This is a genomic window from Pseudomonas sp. FP2196, from assembly GCF_030687715.1.
Lineage (GTDB): Bacteria > Pseudomonadota > Gammaproteobacteria > Pseudomonadales > Pseudomonadaceae > Aquipseudomonas.
This window is the reverse complement of sequence record NZ_CP117445.1, coordinates 2,081,496-2,098,869: the sequence shown is the minus strand read 5'-3', so window position 1 is coordinate 2,098,869 and position 17,374 is coordinate 2,081,496. Positions and strand designations below refer to the sequence as shown.

Below are 17,374 nucleotides of genomic sequence, written 5' to 3'. Positions count from 1 at the left end.
TTCTTGGCATCCGGATCAGTAGGCAGGCAGCACAAAGGCACGTCGTCCCTATAAAACGAATGCAGACCGGAAAAATTAGCGAATGAGAACAAGTGTCAGGCGGGAGGTGGAACGGGGATTTTTTGTGTACAGCTCCCTGTAGGAGCTGTCGAGTGAAACGAGGCTGCGATCTTTTGATTTTAAAAGATCGCAGCGCGCCGCAGCGCCTACAGGAGAATCGTGCTGTGTTCAGGCGGTTGCGAAGGCGGCATGCCGGCGATGATGCACATCCAGTTGATCCTTGATCACCTTCAGCACTTTGGCTTCGTGCTCATGGATGAAAAAGTGCCCACCGGCCAGCATGTCCACCGAAAAACTGCCACGGGTCTCTTTGCTCCAACCGATCAACTGTTCGGTGGTGGCGCGGTCAGCCTTGCCGCCGAGCACATGCACCGGGCAGTTGAGCAGCGGTCGCTGCAAGGGCTCGAACTTGCCGCACAACTGAAAGTCCGCCCGCAAGATCGGCAAGGTCAGGCTCATCAGCTCGGCATTGGCCAGCACTTCCTCGCTGGTGCCATTGAGCGTGCGCAACTGCTCGATCAGTTCGGCGTCGGTTTTCGGCTCGGCAAAACCGCGATCGTAATCGGCACGCATCGTCGGCGCCGCCGTGCCGGAGGCAAACAGCGCCACCGGCTCCGGACAACCCAGCACGCGCAAGGCATGCGCTATCTCGCAGGCCAGCAACGCGCCGAGGCTATGCCCGAACAGCGCGTACGGGGTCTTGAGTGTCGGGCGCAATTCCTTGGCCAATTGCATCGCCAGCGCGCGCATGTCGGTGTGCAGCGGCTCGTCGAACCGCGCGCCGCGCCCCGGCAGTTCCACCGGGTGCAAGTGAAGCCATTGCGGCATTTTCGGCCGCCAGCGGCTGTAGACCATCGCGCTGGCGCCGGAGTACGGCAGGCACAGCAGAGTCAGCTTGGTCACCACGCTCCCCTCAAAAAATTCGTCTGTAGAGAGAAACGGATCGCGGCCCGATCAAATTAGTCGGTGCTCGCTAAATCCTCTGCACAGGCGCTCGTTAACTGTTCAGGCCAAAACCAATAATGAGGATTCACCGTGGACCTGCAGAGCATCCTGGGCAAGTTGTTCGCCAATGCCGGTGCCGTCGGCATCGAAGGCGTTTTTCAATTCGTGTTTGGCCCGCAGCAGGCCTACTGGTCCGAGGTCAAGGCCAGCAGTCGCACCGTGCCTGGCCGACACGCGAGCCCTGATGTGACCATCGAAGTCGCCGAGCGCGACTTCCTCGGGATCATGGGCGGCATGGCCAACGTCGAAGAACTGTTCGCCAGCGGTCGCCTGAAGATCGGCGGCAACATGGGCCTGGCGACCCTGCTGCCGCAGATCATCGAGCATGCGATGCACGGCGGCGCCGTGGCGGAAAAAGTCGACATGAACAAGCGTTACCCGACGCCGCCGCGCTTCAGTGAAAAGCTCACCGCCGGCCTGCCGACTCAATTGAACGTCGAGCGACGTTCGCGCAGCGAGCTGTCGGTGACCGAGTTCAAGAGCCGCTATCTGCCCCATGGCATTCCCGTGGTGATCAGCAACGCGCTGCACGACTGGCCGTTGTTCAAATTGAGTCGCGAAGAGTCGCTGGTGCATTTCGCCGAACTGCAAGGCATCACCCGCCATGGCGATTACGTGAAGAAAACCTTTTCCACTGAGCGCGATTTCCGTTCGACGTCGATGGCCGACTTCATTGCTTCGCTGGACAAGCCTGCAGCCAAAGGCGCAGACGGCGAACCGCCAGCCTACATGGGCAACAACATTCTGCCGGCGCAATTGATGCAGCAGATCAAATACCCGGCTTACTTCGATGCCTCGCTGTTCATCCCGCCGCGCATCTGGATCGGCCCCAAAGGCACACTGACGCCGCTGCATCGCGATGACACCGACAATCTGTTCGCGCAGGTGTGGGGACAGAAGAAATTCACCCTCGCCGCGCCTCATCATCGTGACGCGCTGGGCACCTGGTCGACCGCGCCCAAGGGTGGGCTGGATGGTTGTGATTTCAACCCGGATGCGCCGGACTACGAACGCTTCCCGGCGGCGCGGGACGTGACGTTTCTGCGCGTGACGCTGGAGGCCGGGGATCTGCTGTTCCTGCCTGAGGGCTGGTTCCATCAGGTCGAGTCGGTGTCGACGTCGTTGTCGGTGAATTTCTGGGTCAATTCGGGGCGGGGTTGGTAAGCCGCGAGTGACACCACCTGTCGCAAAACCTGCGCACCTGTCAGACCTGACAGGTGCGCTTTCTCCCGACAAAGCGCATTCATATTCCCACCGTAACTTACGCAGGAAATCGCCCGTCAAGCACGGCTCCGACCCTTGCGTTCAGTGTCCTGAGTCAGCGTCGGTAACAGGAGCGCACCATGAATCAGTCCACGATCTCGTCACAACCACGCAGCGCAATTGCGCCCTTTGTCGTGCGCGACCTGTTTTGCCCTCCACCCACACGCATTGATGAGGCGTTGGGCCAGGAGGTCAACGAGCGTCTGATGGCGTGGATACCGAGCGTGGGTATCTTTGCCGGTAAACACGAGAAACTGCGCGCCAGTGACTTCGGCCGCTATGCAATGTTGTGCCATGCCGACACGGACGATCCGGACAGGTTGCTGCTCGCAGCGCAGTGCTTCGCGGCATTGTTCGCGGTGGATGATCATTATTGTGACGACCCATCGCTTGGCGGCCGCCCTGAGAACGTGGCCCAAATGCTGTCGTTCGCCATCACGGCGATCGACCCGGTTTATTTGCCTGCACCTTTCGATGAAGAACTCTCGCTACAACAAACGCGCGACCCGGTAATCAGGGGCTTGCTGTCTTACATGACTCGCGTGGGTCATTTCTGCACACCCTCACAAGTGGCTCGGGTCCGGCAAATCACCATTGCCATGTTTGTCACCATGGCTGCCGAAGCTCCGTGGCGTATCTATGGCACCCACCCCACCATCGCGGAATACCTGGCCAGCCGACAGGTCAACAGTTTCTGGCCTTGTCAGGTTCTGATTGATGCCATTGGGGGATACGAAGTACCCGCCAACCTATATTCCCAGCCGGAGTTTCACCACATCAGCGCGCTAGCGGCACTGGCCACGACGTTGGTCAACGACTTGTATTCCGCTTACAAGGAGCACCTCAAGGAAACGGGAGACTTCAAACTTCCCTACCTACTGGCGGCCCGACACAACTGCTCGCTTCAAGACGCCATCGATAAAGCGGCGGATATTCATGATGCCGTCATGCAGGAATACGTAACGCTTGAAAAGCAATTGCTGAGCACTGCCACGCCTTTGACCCAACGCTATCTGAAGGGCCTGACCACTTGGGTTGCGGGCAATCGGGAATGGCATAAACACAGTGCCCGTTATCAAATCTGAGCAATCGTTTTAATACGTGACGCCCCCTCAAAGCGCATTGGGCTGGCAGGGGCAGCTATTTTTTCACTGAACTCTCACCTGCGCCGGCCAGTCAGCTATTCAACACCAACGCTTCAGGCCCAGACATTCATGCAGATTTCCCTCGCCCGCCAGGTAGCCATCGTCACCGGTGCCAGCTCCGGCATCGGCCACGCTGCCGCCAAAGCCCTCGCCGCTGCCGGCGCCGCCGTGGTCATCAACTACAACCGCCAGGCCGAACCCGCCGAAGCACTCGCCCGGCAGATCATCGCCGATGGCGGTGAGGCGATCGCCATTCGCGCCGATGTGTCAAAGGAAGATGACGTAGAACGACTGTTCGCCGAGACCCTCGACGCTTTCGGTTCACTGGACATTCTGGTGGCCAATTCCGGTCTGCAAAAAGACGCGGCGGTTACGGACATGTCGCTGGCGGACTGGAACGCAGTAATCAGCGTCAACCTCACCGGCCAGTTCCTCTGCGCCCGCGCCGCGTTGCGGATTTTCAACCGCCAGGGCGTGCGCGAAGGCGTGTCCCGGGCCGCCGGCAAAATCATTCACATGAGTTCGGTGCACCAGCGCATCCCTTGGGCCGGGCATGTGAATTACGCCGCGTCCAAGGGCGGTGTCGATCTGTTGATGCAGTCTCTGGCGCAAGAAGTCAGCCATCAACGCATTCGCATCAACGGCATTGCGCCGGGGGCGATTCGCACGGCCATTAATAAAGAAGCCACCGAAGGCGCGGCCAGCGAAAAACTGCTTGAGCTGATTCCCTACGGTCGCATCGGCGATGTCGAAGACGTCGCCAACGCGGTGGTGTTTCTCGCCTCCGATGCCGCCGATTACATCGTCGGCACCACCCTGTTCATCGACGGCGGCATGAGCCTCTATCCGGAGTTTCGCGGCAATGGCTGAGCATCATCCAGAACAACAAAGCGTCATCGACGCCCACGGCATCATCGGCGACATGCGCAGTGCGGCACTGGTCAACGACAAGGGCAGCGTGGATTTTTTCTGCTGGCCAGAGTTCGACAGCCCATCGATTTTCTGCTCGCTGCTGGACTCTCCCGACGCCGGGATTTTTCAACTGGCGCCGGACTTGCCCGATGCGCGACGCGAGCAGATTTACCTGCCGGACACCAACGTTCTGCAAACCCGCTGGCTCAGTGAATATGCCGTGGTGGAAATCACCGACATGCTGCCGGTGGGCGACAGTGAAGATGACTTGCCACTGCTGATGCGCCGCGTGCGGGTGGTCAGTGGCGAGGCGACGTTCCACATGCGCTGCGCCGTTCGTCACGACTATGCCCGCGCCGACACCCGTGCGCAGCTGGATCAAAAAGACGTGGTATTCAGTGCCACAGGGCAACCAACACTGCGTCTGGCTTCGGATCAGCCAATGCAAGTCGACGCAGATGCAGCGGTTGCCCGCTTCACCCTCAAACAGAATCAGACCGCCGCCTTCATGCTCGGCGCCACCGACGATCCGCGCTTTGCCGAAGGTGCCGGTGACTTCTGCATGGAGCGCACCCTGAAGTTCTGGCGCGACTGGATCGGCCAGTCCATCTATCGCGGACGCTGGCGGGAAATGGTCAATCGCTCCGCCCTCGCACTCAAGTTGCTGACCTCACGCAAACACGGTGCAATCCTCGCCGCCGCCACCTTCGGTCTGCCGGAAACCCCCGGCGGCGAGCGCAACTGGGACTATCGCTACACCTGGATCCGCGATGCCTCATTCACGGTTTACGCGTTCATGCGCTTGGGTTTCGTCAGTGAAGCCAACGCCTACATGGGCTGGCTGCGCGGGCGGGTGAGCGATTGCTGCGGGCAGCCGATGAAACTGAACATTCTGTATGCCATCGACGGCCGTCAGGAGTTGCCGGAAACCGAATTGGCCCACCTGTCAGGCCATGGCGGTGCGCAACCGGTCAGGATCGGCAATGGCGCGTATGACCAGATCCAGCTCGACATCTTTGGTGAGTTGATGGACGCGGTCTATCTGGTCAACAAATACGGTGACGCGATTTCCCACGAAGGCTGGAAACACGTGCGCGAAGTGGTCGATCAGGTTTGTGAGACATGGCAGACCACGGATGTAGGAATCTGGGAAATGCGCGGCGAGCAACATCACTTTCTGCACTCGCGGCTGATGTGCTGGGTGGCGCTGGACCGAGCGATTCGTCTCGCGTCGAAACGCTCTCTGCCGGCACCGTTCGCGCAATGGGATCAGACTCGCCAGGCGATCTATGCCGACATCTGGGACAACTTCTGGGACGAAGAACGCGGGCATTTCGTGCAGTACAAGGGCGGCACTGCGCTGGATGGTTCAATGCTGTTGATGCCGCTGGTGCGTTTCGTCAGCGCGAAGGACCCGCGCTGGCTGTCGACGCTTGAGGCTATCGAAAAGACGCTGGTGCGCGACGGCATGGTTTATCGCTACCGCAATGATGACGCCAACATCGACGGTTTGACCGGCACTGAAGGCGCGTTTGCCGCGTGTTCATTCTGGTACGTCGAATGCCTGGCTCGCGCCGGCCAGGTGGAAAAGGCTCATCTGGAATTCGAACAACTGCTGCGCTACGCCAATCCGTTGGGTCTGTACGCCGAAGAGTTCGACAGTCATGGGCGGCATTTGGGCAATACACCACAGGCGCTGACGCATCTGGCGTTGATCAGTGCAGCGAGTTTTCTCGATCGGCGCTTGAGCGGGGAAAAGAGTGAGTGGCAGCCGTAATAGTCGACAGAGGCTGTCGGAAATTTCCCTCACAAAATACGAGATGTAGGACGCACATCTACACCTGAGGCCTGAAAACCCAGTCCCTCCGGCGAGGGACTACAAATCCACAACAAAGATTGATCCATCCTTCCCCCGCAACTTGCGCTTACACCCCGAAATACCTTGTTGCCAGCGGTTACATCCGCCCCTACCATCCACCGCAACGGGCACAGCGGAGCTGTCCAATAAAACCCGAATTCAAGGAACCAGAATGTCCCAGCACGTCCAGCGCACCATCGACTCTCCCCTGCGCACCGGCCTGACCCGCACCCAACTGTGGGAAGCCGCCGACAAAGGCCTGATCAAATGCTGGGAAATCGGCCGCCAGCGCGCCACACGCTTCCCTGACCTCGCCCTGCAATGCCTCGCGGGTGAACTGCCGGTGCTCGGCTGGAAGGGTGGCGTCAGCCGCAGTCTGAAGAAAAACGAGAAGTACGGCTCGCTGAAATACCTCGCCCAATGGCAAGGCTTGCGCGGGGAAGATCTGGATATTGATTTGAGTGAAGAGCGTTCGCTGACCTGTTCGCGGACGAAGATGGTGGTGACGTTCACCCCGGATCGGACGAAGTATTTCAATCAGGTGGCGGAAGCTGAGGCTTGAGGTACAGCAGCACTGACCGAAAACCGCTCGCGATAGGCCTGCGGCGTCACACCCATGGCGCGCAAAAAGCTGCGCCGCAAAGTTTCCTCACTGCCGAACCCGCAATTGACCGCGATCCGTTTGACTGGCAGGCCGGTGTCGCTCAATAACCGGCGGGCGGTCTCGACGCGGATCAACTCAATCGCCCGCGCCGGGGTCTGGCCGGTATCGGCGCGGTAGTGGCGGACGAAACTGCGTTCGCTCATTCCGGCCTGTTCGGCCAGGGTCGGCACGCCGAGGTCACATGTCAGGTTCTCGGCGATCCACGCATGCAGGTCATCGAAACGATTGCCCTGATTCTGCAGCGATAATGTCACGCTGAACTGTGATTGCCCGCCCGGGCGCTTGAGGAACACCACCAGATGCCGGGCGACGTCCAGCGCGATGTCCCGGCCGAGGTCTTCCTCGACCATGGCCAACGCCAGATCGATGCCGGCGGTGACGCCTGCCGAGGTCCAGACCGGGCCGTCGTTGATGAAGATCGGATTGGCTTCGACTTGCAAGTTGGGGTGCTGCTGCGCCAGTTGCTCGCAACGGGTCCAGTGGGTGACGACGCGACGACCGTCGAGCCAGCCACTGGCCGCGAGCAAAAATGCCCCGGTGCACACCGAGGCTACACGCCGGCATTTCGCGGCGTGTTCCCGCACCCAGTCCACGAGTGACACATCTTCAGCGGCGGGATAAATGCCCCAGCCGCCCGCGATGATCAGCGTATCGCTGGGTTCCAACGGCAGCGGCTCGGCCAGCACTGCCAACCCTGCCGACGACATCACCGCCCCGCCCTCGCTGGCGATCACACTTGGCGCATAAGGCAAAGGCAAACCGCGTTGACGACAGAGGTCATTGGCCGAAGCAAACACCTGCAACGGCCCGGTGACGTCGAGGATCTGCATGTTGGCAAACGCGAGTACATGAATGGCTTTCGGCATTTGGCGTAATTCGTGGGGTGATTGGCGTATGCGCCAGAACCTACGCGCCTACAGTGAAGCCGTCCACCCCTTTCAATGGAGTAAAAACGATGACGCTGCAGATCGGCTTTCTATTGTTTCCGCAGGTTCAGCAACTCGACCTGACCGGCCCGTACGACGTGCTCGCCTCTCTGCCGGGCGTGCAGGTGCACCTGATCTGGAAGGATCTGATGCCGGTCACCGCCAGCACCGGCCTGCTGCTGAAGCCGACCACGACGTTCGAGGACTGTCCGGATCTGGACGTGATCTGTGTGCCCGGTGGGGGTGGCGTCGGGCCGCTGATGGAAGATGAGCAGACGCTGAGCTTCATTAAACGCCAGGCTGCTCAGGCGCGTTATGTCACTTCGGTGTGTACCGGTTCGCTGGTGCTCGGCGCGGCGGGTTTGCTGCAAGGCAAACGCGCGACCACGCACTGGGCGTATCACGATCTGCTGCCCACGCTGGGCGCGATTGCGGTGAAGGATCGGGTGGTGCGTGACGGCAATCTGTTTACCGGTGGCGGGATCACAGCGGGGATAGATTTTGCCTTGGTGCTGGCGGAAGAGTTGGTGGGGGCCGACGCGGCGCAACTGATCCAGTTGCAATTGGAGTATGCCCCGGCACCGCCGTTCAACGCGGGCAGCCCGGAGACTGCGCCGAGTGCGATTGTCGATGAAGCACGATTGCGCGCAGCGCCATCGCTGAAGCTGCGCACGGAAATCACCGAGCGCGCGGCAGCGAAACTCAACTTGCGTTGATTCCCAGGCAAACACAAAACCCTGTGGGAGCTGGCTTGCCAGCGATAGCGGTGGACCAGTCGATGAAGATGTCGGCTGAACAGGCCTCATCGCTGGCAAGCCAGCTCCCACAGGTAAAGGGGTTGACCATAGGTTTGTGTACTGCCCCGGTTTCCCCCTTCACCTTCACTTGTCCCCACGCCCCCACCCGTGTAGAAAGCCCCTCCAAACATTCTGCACAGGGACTTTCGATGAAGGCTTTGCCATGGCTCTATCTGGCGCTTCTCAGCCTCGGTTACGGATGGGCGCTAAGCTGCGGCCACCTCGGCTGGCTGGCTTTGATTTCCGTTGGATTGCTGGTGTTCGCAGGCTTTGCGGTGCGCCAGCAACAGGTGCCGGTCGCACGTTTTCTCGGCCATGGCCTGTTCATCGTGCTGGCTTTGGCGCTGGCTCTGCACTGGCTGCCGGGCTTCGCCAACGGTCGCGCCATTGATCCGCAACGCTTCACAGACAACGCCGTGCCGTTCGCGATGTACCTGAATCTTGATAAACCGCTGGTTGGCTTCTGGCTGTTGCTGGTCTGCCCATGGATTGTCGCGCGGCGTTCATTGCGCCTGACGGTGTACGCCAGCGCTCTCGCCCTGACCTTGAGCGCACTCCTCGCCCTCGGCGGCGCGCTGTTGCTGGGCGTGATCGCCTGGGCGCCAAAGTGGCCGGATCAGGCGTGGCTGTGGGTGCTGAACAATCTGCTGCTGGTGACGCTGGTCGAGGAAGCGCTGTTTCGCGGCTATATACAGGGCGGCCTGAGCCGACGTTTCGAGCACCTGCCCTACGGCGAAAATCTTGCCCTGCTGTTGGCCTCCTCATTGTTCGGCCTGGCCCATATCGGTGCGGGCTGGACGTGGGTGTTGCTGGCGGGTCTGGCAGGTGTCGGCTATGGTCTGGCCTACCGCTTTGGCGGACTCGGCGCCGCGATCGCCACGCACTTCGGGCTGAACCTGCTGCATTTCGGCTTGTTCACCTATCCGATGCTCGCGGGCTGAAGCAAGGCCGGTTTTGCGACGCCGTACATAAATCTGAAAAAAAATTTCAATAAAAAGCTGACACCGCCGACAACCTTTCAAAGCCTTGCGGATTGAAAAACCATGCGTAATAACCAGCCCATCACACAACGCGAACGCACTTTCCCGGCTCAGCAGCGGTTGATTTCCACAACCGACGCCAAGGGCGTGATCACCTACTGCAACGACGCTTTCGTCGAGATCAGCGGGTTTTCGCGTGAGGAACTGATCCGTGCGCCGCACAACCTGGTTCGTCACCCCGACGTCCCGGCGGCGGTGTTTTCGCACATGTGGGGCACACTGAAACAAGGCTTGCCATGGATGGGCATTGTCAAGAATCGCTGCAAGTCCGGGGACCACTACTGGGTGAACGCCTACGTGACACCGGTGTTTGAAGGCAATCAAATGGTCGGTTACGAGTCGGTGCGGATCAAACCCACCGCCGAACAGATCCGCCGTGCCGAAGCGCTCTACCAACGCATCAACCAGGGCAAGTCGGCGATCCCTTCCAGCGATAAATGGCTGCCGGTGCTGCAAGACTGGCTGCCGTTCATTCTGGTCAGCCAGTTGAGCTTCGTGATCGGTGCGACCCTGAACTCGCAATGGGGCTTCGCTTTGGCCGCCGGTCTGTCGGTGCCACTGGGCCTGATGGGCCTGCAATGGCAGCAACGCGGGCTCAAACGCCTGTTGCGTCTGGCCGAGCAGACCACCTCCGACCCATTGATCGCGCAGATGTACACCGACAGCCGTGGCGCCCAGGCGCGACTGGAAATGTCGATCCTCAGCCAGGAAGCGCGCCTGAAAACCTGCCTGACCCGTCTGCAGGACACCGCCGAACACTTGACCGATCAGGCCAAACAGTCCGACCGACTGGCGCACAGCAGCTCGACCGGTCTGGAACGTCAGCGCGTGGAAACCGAACAGGTCGCCACCGCCGTCAACCAGATGGCAGCGACCACTCAGGAAGTCGCCAGCCACGTGCAGCGCACGGCTGACGCCACTCAAGAGGCCAATCGCCTGACCGGTCGCGGACGCGACATCGCCGGCGAAACCCGCGAAGCCATTCAGCGCTTGTCGGTGGTTGTGGGTGAAACCGGCCTGACCGTCACCCAACTGGCCAAGGACAGCGACGAAATCGGCGGCGTGGTCGACGTGATCAAAGGCATCGCCGACCAGACCAACCTGCTCGCCCTGAACGCCGCCATCGAAGCGGCCCGTGCCGGTGAGATGGGCCGTGGGTTTGCCGTGGTGGCTGACGAAGTGCGTCAATTGGCACAACGCACCAGCGAATCCACCGGGCAGATTCACGCCTTGATCGCCAAGTTGCAGCAAACGGCTTCGAGTGCCGTGCAAACCATGGAAGCCGGGCATCGCCAGGCGGAAGAAGGCGTGGCGCGGGTGCTGGAAGCGGATCAGGCGCTGGTGGGTATCAGCGAAGCGGTAGCCAACATCACCGACATGACCACGCAGATTGCTGCGGCGACGGAAGAGCAAAGTGCGGTGGCTGAAGAAATCAGCCGCAACATCAGCAATATTTCGGAGCTGGCGGATCAGACCTCGGAACAGGCGCATAACTCAGCGTTGCTGAGTGAAGAGCTGACGAAAACGGCGAATACGCAGTACTCGTTGGTGGAGCGGTTTAACCGCTAACAGCAAAAAATCGCAGCCTTCGACAGCTCCTACAGGAACATGCATTCCAATGTAGGAGCTGTCGAAGGCTGCGATTTTTTGATCTTCAAAGCCCGGACGGCGAGAGCTTCCGGGCTTTTTATTGCCTATGTGAAATCAATGGTATTTGGCAGGCCGCCATCGCGAGCAGGCTCACTCCTACATGGGGTCTGCGGTGATCACAGCTTTTGTGCCCGACCACAATCCCTTGTAGGAGCGAGTCTGCTCGCGAAGAGGCCTTCTCTGCCAACGACGATCTCGCTCAAGCAATGCAGACACTGCCTACAACTGCGCCAGAATGCGCCGACTGGTGCTCGTTGAGGCCAGGTTCTATTGTTTGCCGGTCAAAACTTATTCACATAAGCTGGTCAGCATGAATACACATCCTTCGGAGGCTCCGATGGCCACCACCCGAAAAACCGACAAACCCAGCAAAAAGGAAGTTCGTGAAGAACTGACATTCCTTGATGTTCGGCAAGCCGCGCGTGATGGGCAGAAAGTGTTCGATAAATTTGTGATCACTGGCAGGCTACCTATTACAAAGTAGGCCTGGATGCCAGCCATCAAAATTTCTGCACTTTTTGAACGAATCAAGAACTGGCAAAACTTTGCTGCACACTTCTACAACTACAAAATCTGCGATGAATTACCTGCCTTTTTCGGGCGGGATGAACGACTCGATCTGAGCGACATGCACCACATCCACCTTGCCAGTACACAGGCACTGCAGGCTCGATGGGCAAAAATCAATCGCCAGTATTACCGGACAGCATTGGTTAATGATGCTGACAATGACTTTTGGCTGATTTATGCCTATGACGCTTTTCGGGATGAGTACTTGCTACTGACAATCACCGGCCCGGATGCCCATAACCGAAGCGAGTGGGGGTCATTTTTGCGCACCGTGCATTGTGAAATCGTTGAACCCTGGGCATTAGGCAGGATTATCTTTCCCGATCTGGATAATTTGTGACTCAAAGAGCTGATCGAGACCGGCAACAAGCGAAAGATCGCTACCTGCACACCGTCCATGCCGATGATCTGTAAGGACTGTTGCAGGCTGCGATCCTTTGATCCTGCAAAACCGGGTAGCGAAAGCTTCCGGTTTTTTATTGCGTGTCTGAAATTGATAGTGCTTGGCAGACCACCTTCGCGAGCAGGGCTTGCTCCCACTTTGGAACGTAGTGGGATCACAGATTTGTGTCCGACGACAATCCCTTGTGGGAGCGAGCCTGCTCGCGATGAGGCCATAACAGCCAGCGAAATTACTGAGGCAACTTCAGCTTATCCAATAGCCGATTGGCCAACAGTTCGTTGAGCATGATCACCTGTTGCAGCGCCAGCAGTGGTTTGCGCTCCGGGCCGCCTATTGAGTTGGCGATGTTACCTGCCATGGCGTGGGCGTATGAAAGCGACTCGCAGGCTTCGACGAGCAGGATTTCGTCATCCAGCGTGGGGTCGACGAGAAAGACGGGGCGAAACTTGGGCGCGCTTGGCGGGGCCGCCAGGGCTTCGGGCTTGAGGTAGTAGTCGAGGGCGCGGTCGGTTGCTTCTTTGACCTTTTGCGGGTCAAGCGCGGGATCGTGAGGGACGGGATCGGTATGCGGTGGGTTTGGTGTGATTTTGAACATGGATGAAACTCCTATCGCAGTTTAAGGAGCCATCACTCTCGCTACCAAACGAGTGGGTGGTGGCCATACGCGGGTTGGTAGACCGGCTGCAATAGGAACCCGGCGCTCACGAGTGAGCCCCACGCATGACCACCATTGAACTGAGCCTCCACAAAGAGACAGCACAGGGTGTTGTCACACAGCTATTACAGACGGGCTACCAAACCCGATCACTGATTTGCAGTGACTGGGGAACGATATAGCCCACTCCATAGCCGTGTAAGCCGGCGGATTCTGGCGTACGCGTAGGTAACGACGCAAGGTGTTGTAGGCCCGATGGCGTAACGGGTTGTGTAGTTTAAACGTGCTCGCAGGATTGCGTTTATAGGCAGAAAAAGCGGGAAGTTGGCCTGTTGTTTTGATGTTGTTTGGCAGACCGCTTTCGCGAGCAGGCTCGCTCCACATTTGGGCCGCACAGAATGCTCGGCTGACTGGCCGCAATCGCGGGCAAGCCCGAGTCTGTAGTTGAATGAGTGAATTCATTGCGGAAGGTTTCAACCGTTCACAACTGAATCAAACCCACACTTTAAAAAGAAAAACAACCTGTCAACTTTGACAGTAGAAAACCGACTCACATACTTCTATGCTCGAAGTGAAATCGAGCATTTCAAATCTTCGTCAATAGAAGGAGTTCGACATGTCCACTGAAAATGTTTTCATACAGATTCCCACCTCATCCATTGAGGAAAATAGATTTAACTGGACCTATGACAGAGAGCCAACGGCTGCAACGACAGCCCGTTCTTACGTAACGTCTTACCTAGGCAGCCCGGGCTCCTGGAACTTCCTCGGCATGACCGGAACAGATGAAGAAGGTGATGTTCACGGATACTTATTTAGCATCTATCAAACAGGAGATCTCATTGAGCAGACATTCACACTCGAAGATGGGCTCTTCATGAGATTCTTTAAATCCCACAAAGTCGGCAATGCCTACGGCCGTCTTTTTATATCACCGGACAGTGCGGAGTTGGCCCTCCGACTTGACCCGACAACGGGAATCGCCCTAGGTGATTACAAAGCTTTATTCAGATCGGAACCGGAAGCTCGACTGGCTCCTAGCGGGACATTCAAACTTAACCTTTACGGTTATGAATCTCTCCAAAAAGAAAGTTCTGAGGAAATCTACAAACTGCATGCAGAGCTTCTATGGAAATAGATATTTCACTTGGTAGCCCCTCACGATAGTTGAATTGGATGTATTCATTTAAGAAATGGACGGGCATCGGGAAGCCATCGCCAGCAGGCAAGCGCTCACCAAAAAATTGAGTTTCCCCCGCACGCGGCGAATGCCGCCCCACTCAAAGGATGAGCGTTAGCTCGGCTGCAGCTTTTGATCTTGATCCACGGGCGACGTCGGAAGGCCTCGTTCCGGGATTCATCCGGGGGTGGGAGCGCAGCGACCGTTTGGCGAAGCCAAACACATCGAGAGGAGGTGCAGCGCAGCAAACCGGAGGCGATGCGCCCGGATGGATCCCGGAGCGAAGGAACCCCGAGCCCCAGCGAGCGGGCCGCACGTAGGAGCAAGCGTTTTTGGTTACTTTTTAGGGCGTTTGTAAAAAGTGACCCGCCGTAAGGGCGGAACCCTAATCAGCAACACCCGCACCAACGGATATACACCCAAACCTCAACGAAGAAACGAAGCCACCTTCTGCGCGGCACTGGCCAAATGCTGCTCATGGGTAAACCCGGAAACCTTCAATGGCTTCAAATCATGATCTCCGGCCGCCAGCCACGTCACCTCAATACTCGGTGACAAGGTGTAAGCCTCGACAGCTTCACGGTTGCCAAGCGCATCCCGCTCCCCCTGCACAATCAAAGTCCGCGTCTGCAACCCAGCCAAATGCTCAACCCGAGGCTTCTCGGGTTTCCCAACCGCATAAAACGGATACCCGAGACAAACAAGCGCATCGGCGCCCAATTCGTCAGCCAAAAGACTGGCCATCCGCCCGCCCATGGACTTACCACCAATGGCCAAAGCCCCAGTGACATGACGTCGCACCAAGCCATAAACCTCACGCCAGCACTCAAGCAGTTTCCCCGCAGGATTCGGCGGTCGCTTGACCCCATCAACGCGCCGCTGCGCCATATAAGGAAACTCAAACCGCAACACATTCACCCCAAGCCCGGCAAGGCGCCCAGCCATATCAGTCATCCACTCGCTATCCATCGGAGCACCAGCACCGTGAGCGAGGATCAACGTCGCCGAAGCCTCGCCCGACGCGGCGTTCCAAAGCCATCCATGATCGAGCACACACTGCGCCCATTGATCCCCGTCAATACTGGCCTTGTGCTGTTTGTCCATGCTTGCCTCGCTTTTAGTCTGCCTATAACTCCAGACGAAGGATTCGCGGCGTTTCTCGCGCGCGCTCACTTCGGCTGAACCGTGGATGGGGAACCATGAACACTTCTATCAGTACCGCCTACAACTACAAGGTGGTCCGCCAATTCGCCATTATGACGGTGGTGTGGGGCATCGTCGGCATGGGCCTCGGGGTTTTTCTCGCGGCTCAATTGGTCTGGCCCGAACTCAACTTCAATTTGCCCTGGACCAGTTTCGGCCGTCTGCGCCCGCTGCACACCAACGCGGTGATCTTCGCGTTCGGCGGTTGCGCCCTGTTCGCCAGCTCGTTCTACTCGGTGCAACGCACCTGCCAGACCCAATTGTTTGCGCCAAAAATCGCCGCATTCTGCTTCTGGGGCTGGCAACTGGTGATTCTATTGGCAGCGATCAGCCTGCCGCTGGGTTACACCAGTTCCAAGGAATACGCCGAGCTGGAATGGCCGATCGACATCCTCATCACCATCGTCTGGGTCGCCTACGCGGTCGTGTTCTTCGGCACGATCATGCAGCGCAAAACCAAGCACATTTATGTGGGCAACTGGTTCTTCGGCGCGTTCATCATCACCGTGGCGATTCTGCACATCGTCAACAACCTTGAGCTGCCGGTGAGTTTCACCAAGTCCTACTCGGTGTATGCCGGTGCGACCGACGCGATGGTGCAATGGTGGTACGGCCACAACGCCGTGGGTTTCTTCCTCACCGCCGGCTTCCTCGGGATGATGTACTACTTCGTGCCAAAGCAGGCCGAACGTCCGGTGTATTCGTATCGCCTGTCGATCGTGCACTTCTGGGCGCTGATCACCCTGTACATCTGGGCCGGCCCGCACCACTTGCATTACACCGCGCTGCCGGACTGGGCGCAGTCGCTGGGCATGGTGATGTCGCTGATTCTGCTGGCACCGAGCTGGGGCGGCATGATCAACGGCATGATGACCCTCTCGGGCGCCTGGCATAAGTTGCGCAGCGACCCGATCCTGCGCTTCCTCGTGGTGTCGCTGGCGTTCTACGGCATGTCGACCTTCGAAGGTCCGATGATGGCGATCAAGACTGTCAACGCCCTCTCCCACTACACCGACTGGACCATCGGCCACGTACACGCCGGCGCCCTCGGTTGGGTGGCGATGATCTCGATCGGCGCGCTGTACCACATGATCCCGAAAATCTTCGGCAAAGCGCAGATGCACAGCGTCGGCCTGATCAACGCGCACTTCTGGCTCGCGACCATCGGCACCGTGCTCTACATCGCGTCGATGTGGGTCAACGGCATCGCTCAGGGCCTGATGTGGCGCGCAGTGAACGAGGACGGCACGCTGACCTACTCCTTCGTCGAAACCCTGGTGGCCAGCCACCCAGGCTTCGTCGTGCGGCTGATTGGTGGGGCGATCTTCCTCAGCGGCATGTTCCTGATGGCTTACAACACCTGGCGCACCGTGCGGGCCTCGCAGCCTGCTGACGTCGTTGCCGCCGCGCAGATGGCCTGAGGAGTCCGCCATGAAACACGAAACGATTGAAAAGAACGTCGGCTTGCTGATGTTGCTGATGGTGTTCGCGGTGAGCATCGGCGGCCTGACCCAGATCGTCCCGCTGTTCTTCCAGGACGTCACCAACAAACCGGTGGAAGGCATGAAGCCCTACACCGCGCTGCAACTGGAAGGTCGCGATATCTACATCCGCGAAGGCTGCGTCGGTTGTCACTCGCAGATGATCCGGCCGTTCCGCGCCGAAACCGAACGCTACGGGCACTACTCGGTGGCCGGTGAAAGCGTCTGGGATCACCCGTTCCTGTGGGGTTCGAAACGTACCGGTCCGGACCTGGCCCGAGTCGGCGCGCGTTACTCGGATGACTGGCACCGCGCGCACTTGTACAACCCGCGCAACGTCGTACCGGAATCGAAGATGCCGGCCTATCCATGGCTGGTCACGCAAGCGGTCGATAGTAGCCACACCGAAACCAAGCTCAAGACCATGCGCACCCTCGGCGTGCCCTACACCGACGACGACATCAGCGGCGCGGTGGCCAGCCTCAAGGGCAAGACTGAAATGGACGCGCTCGTCTCCTACCTGCAAGTGCTTGGCACTGCGATCAAGAGCAAGAGGTGAGCC

17 protein-coding genes are annotated in these 17,374 nt (G+C 58.7%); 13 read left to right on the top strand and 4 right to left on the bottom strand.

What is annotated here, in order from left to right; all coding sequences use genetic code 11:
* Window positions 1-228: 228 nt before the first annotated feature.
* The gene (locus tag PSH79_RS09505; protein WP_305442331.1) at window positions 229-966 is read right to left on the bottom strand and encodes a thioesterase II family protein; all 738 of its coding nucleotides are present in this window, start codon (window positions 964-966) and stop codon (window positions 229-231) included.
* Between the two features lie 129 nt (window positions 967-1,095).
* Between PSH79_RS09505 and PSH79_RS09500 the strand changes: the two genes are divergently transcribed.
* The 5 genes from PSH79_RS09500 (at window position 1,096) to PSH79_RS09480 (ending at window position 6,805) form a co-directional block, all read left to right on the top strand.
* Window positions 1,096-2,229 (top strand): cupin-like domain-containing protein, encoded by a 1,134-nt coding sequence (locus PSH79_RS09500; protein ID WP_305442330.1) that lies wholly within the window; start codon window positions 1,096-1,098, stop codon window positions 2,227-2,229.
* 179 nt (window positions 2,230-2,408) lie between these two features.
* Window positions 2,409-3,413, top strand: coding sequence for a hypothetical protein (locus tag PSH79_RS09495; RefSeq protein WP_305442329.1), 1,005 nt, complete (start codon window positions 2,409-2,411; stop codon window positions 3,411-3,413).
* A 129-nt stretch (window positions 3,414-3,542) separates the two neighbouring features.
* Entirely contained in the window at window positions 3,543-4,343 is an 801-nt protein-coding gene (locus PSH79_RS09490) for a glucose 1-dehydrogenase (RefSeq protein WP_305442328.1), read from the top strand.
* Window positions 4,336-6,162 carry a glycoside hydrolase family 15 protein gene (locus PSH79_RS09485; protein ID WP_305442327.1) on the top strand — a complete coding sequence of 609 codons (1,827 nt, stop codon included), beginning with the start codon at window positions 4,336-4,338 and terminating at the stop codon, window positions 6,160-6,162. The genes PSH79_RS09490 and PSH79_RS09485 overlap by 8 nt, the downstream gene beginning before the upstream one ends.
* Before the next feature lie 253 nt (window positions 6,163-6,415).
* Window positions 6,416-6,805: a hypothetical protein gene (locus PSH79_RS09480; protein WP_305442325.1), complete on the top strand. Its 390-nt coding sequence runs from the start codon at window positions 6,416-6,418 to the stop codon at window positions 6,803-6,805.
* Here PSH79_RS09480 and PSH79_RS09475 read toward each other — a convergent pair.
* Window positions 6,781-7,773: a GlxA family transcriptional regulator gene (locus PSH79_RS09475; RefSeq protein ID WP_305442324.1), complete on the bottom strand. Its 993-nt coding sequence runs from the start codon at window positions 7,771-7,773 to the stop codon at window positions 6,781-6,783. The two genes, PSH79_RS09480 and PSH79_RS09475, sit on opposite strands and share 25 nt — an antisense overlap.
* A gap of 89 nt (window positions 7,774-7,862) precedes the next feature.
* Between PSH79_RS09475 and inhA the strand changes: the two genes are divergently transcribed.
* From inhA to PSH79_RS09450, 5 genes are all read left to right on the top strand, one after another.
* Complete coding sequence (inhA, locus tag PSH79_RS09470; RefSeq protein WP_305442323.1) at window positions 7,863-8,549, top strand: isonitrile hydratase; 687 nt, start codon at window positions 7,863-7,865, stop codon at window positions 8,547-8,549.
* A gap of 230 nt (window positions 8,550-8,779) precedes the next feature.
* Complete coding sequence (locus PSH79_RS09465) at window positions 8,780-9,571, top strand: CPBP family intramembrane glutamic endopeptidase (protein WP_305442322.1); 792 nt, start codon at window positions 8,780-8,782, stop codon at window positions 9,569-9,571.
* Between the two features lie 102 nt (window positions 9,572-9,673).
* The gene (locus PSH79_RS09460) at window positions 9,674-11,239 is read left to right on the top strand and encodes a PAS domain-containing methyl-accepting chemotaxis protein (protein ID WP_305442321.1); all 1,566 of its coding nucleotides are present in this window, start codon (window positions 9,674-9,676) and stop codon (window positions 11,237-11,239) included.
* Between the two features lie 418 nt (window positions 11,240-11,657).
* On the top strand, window positions 11,658-11,804 hold the full coding sequence (locus PSH79_RS09455; RefSeq protein ID WP_163005103.1) for a hypothetical protein: 147 nt from the start codon (window positions 11,658-11,660) through the stop codon (window positions 11,802-11,804).
* 6 nt (window positions 11,805-11,810) lie between these two features.
* A complete protein-coding gene (locus PSH79_RS09450) occupies window positions 11,811-12,230 on the top strand; it encodes a type II toxin-antitoxin system YafO family toxin (RefSeq protein ID WP_305442320.1) in 420 nt (139 codons plus the stop codon).
* 292 nt (window positions 12,231-12,522) lie between these two features.
* On the opposite strand, the gene PSH79_RS09445 is transcribed toward PSH79_RS09450, so the two are convergent.
* On the bottom strand, window positions 12,523-12,888 hold the full coding sequence (locus PSH79_RS09445; protein WP_305442319.1) for a hypothetical protein: 366 nt from the start codon (window positions 12,886-12,888) through the stop codon (window positions 12,523-12,525).
* Between the two features lie 676 nt (window positions 12,889-13,564).
* Between PSH79_RS09445 and PSH79_RS09440 the strand changes: the two genes are divergently transcribed.
* The gene (locus tag PSH79_RS09440; RefSeq protein ID WP_305442318.1) at window positions 13,565-14,086 is read left to right on the top strand and encodes a hypothetical protein; all 522 of its coding nucleotides are present in this window, start codon (window positions 13,565-13,567) and stop codon (window positions 14,084-14,086) included.
* Window positions 14,087-14,554: 468 nt separating this feature from the next.
* On the opposite strand, the gene PSH79_RS09435 is transcribed toward PSH79_RS09440, so the two are convergent.
* Entirely contained in the window at window positions 14,555-15,232 is a 678-nt protein-coding gene (locus PSH79_RS09435; RefSeq protein WP_305442316.1) for an alpha/beta family hydrolase, read from the bottom strand.
* 95 nt (window positions 15,233-15,327) lie between these two features.
* Between PSH79_RS09435 and ccoN the strand changes: the two genes are divergently transcribed.
* Together ccoN and ccoO are read left to right on the top strand one after the other, a co-directional pair.
* Complete coding sequence (gene ccoN / locus PSH79_RS09430) at window positions 15,328-16,752, top strand: cytochrome-c oxidase, cbb3-type subunit I (RefSeq protein WP_034152830.1); 1,425 nt, start codon at window positions 15,328-15,330, stop codon at window positions 16,750-16,752.
* A 10-nt stretch (window positions 16,753-16,762) separates the two neighbouring features.
* Window positions 16,763-17,371: a cytochrome-c oxidase, cbb3-type subunit II gene (ccoO, locus tag PSH79_RS09425; RefSeq protein WP_003223389.1), complete on the top strand. Its 609-nt coding sequence runs from the start codon at window positions 16,763-16,765 to the stop codon at window positions 17,369-17,371.
* The last annotated feature ends 3 nt before the right edge of the window (window positions 17,372-17,374 follow it).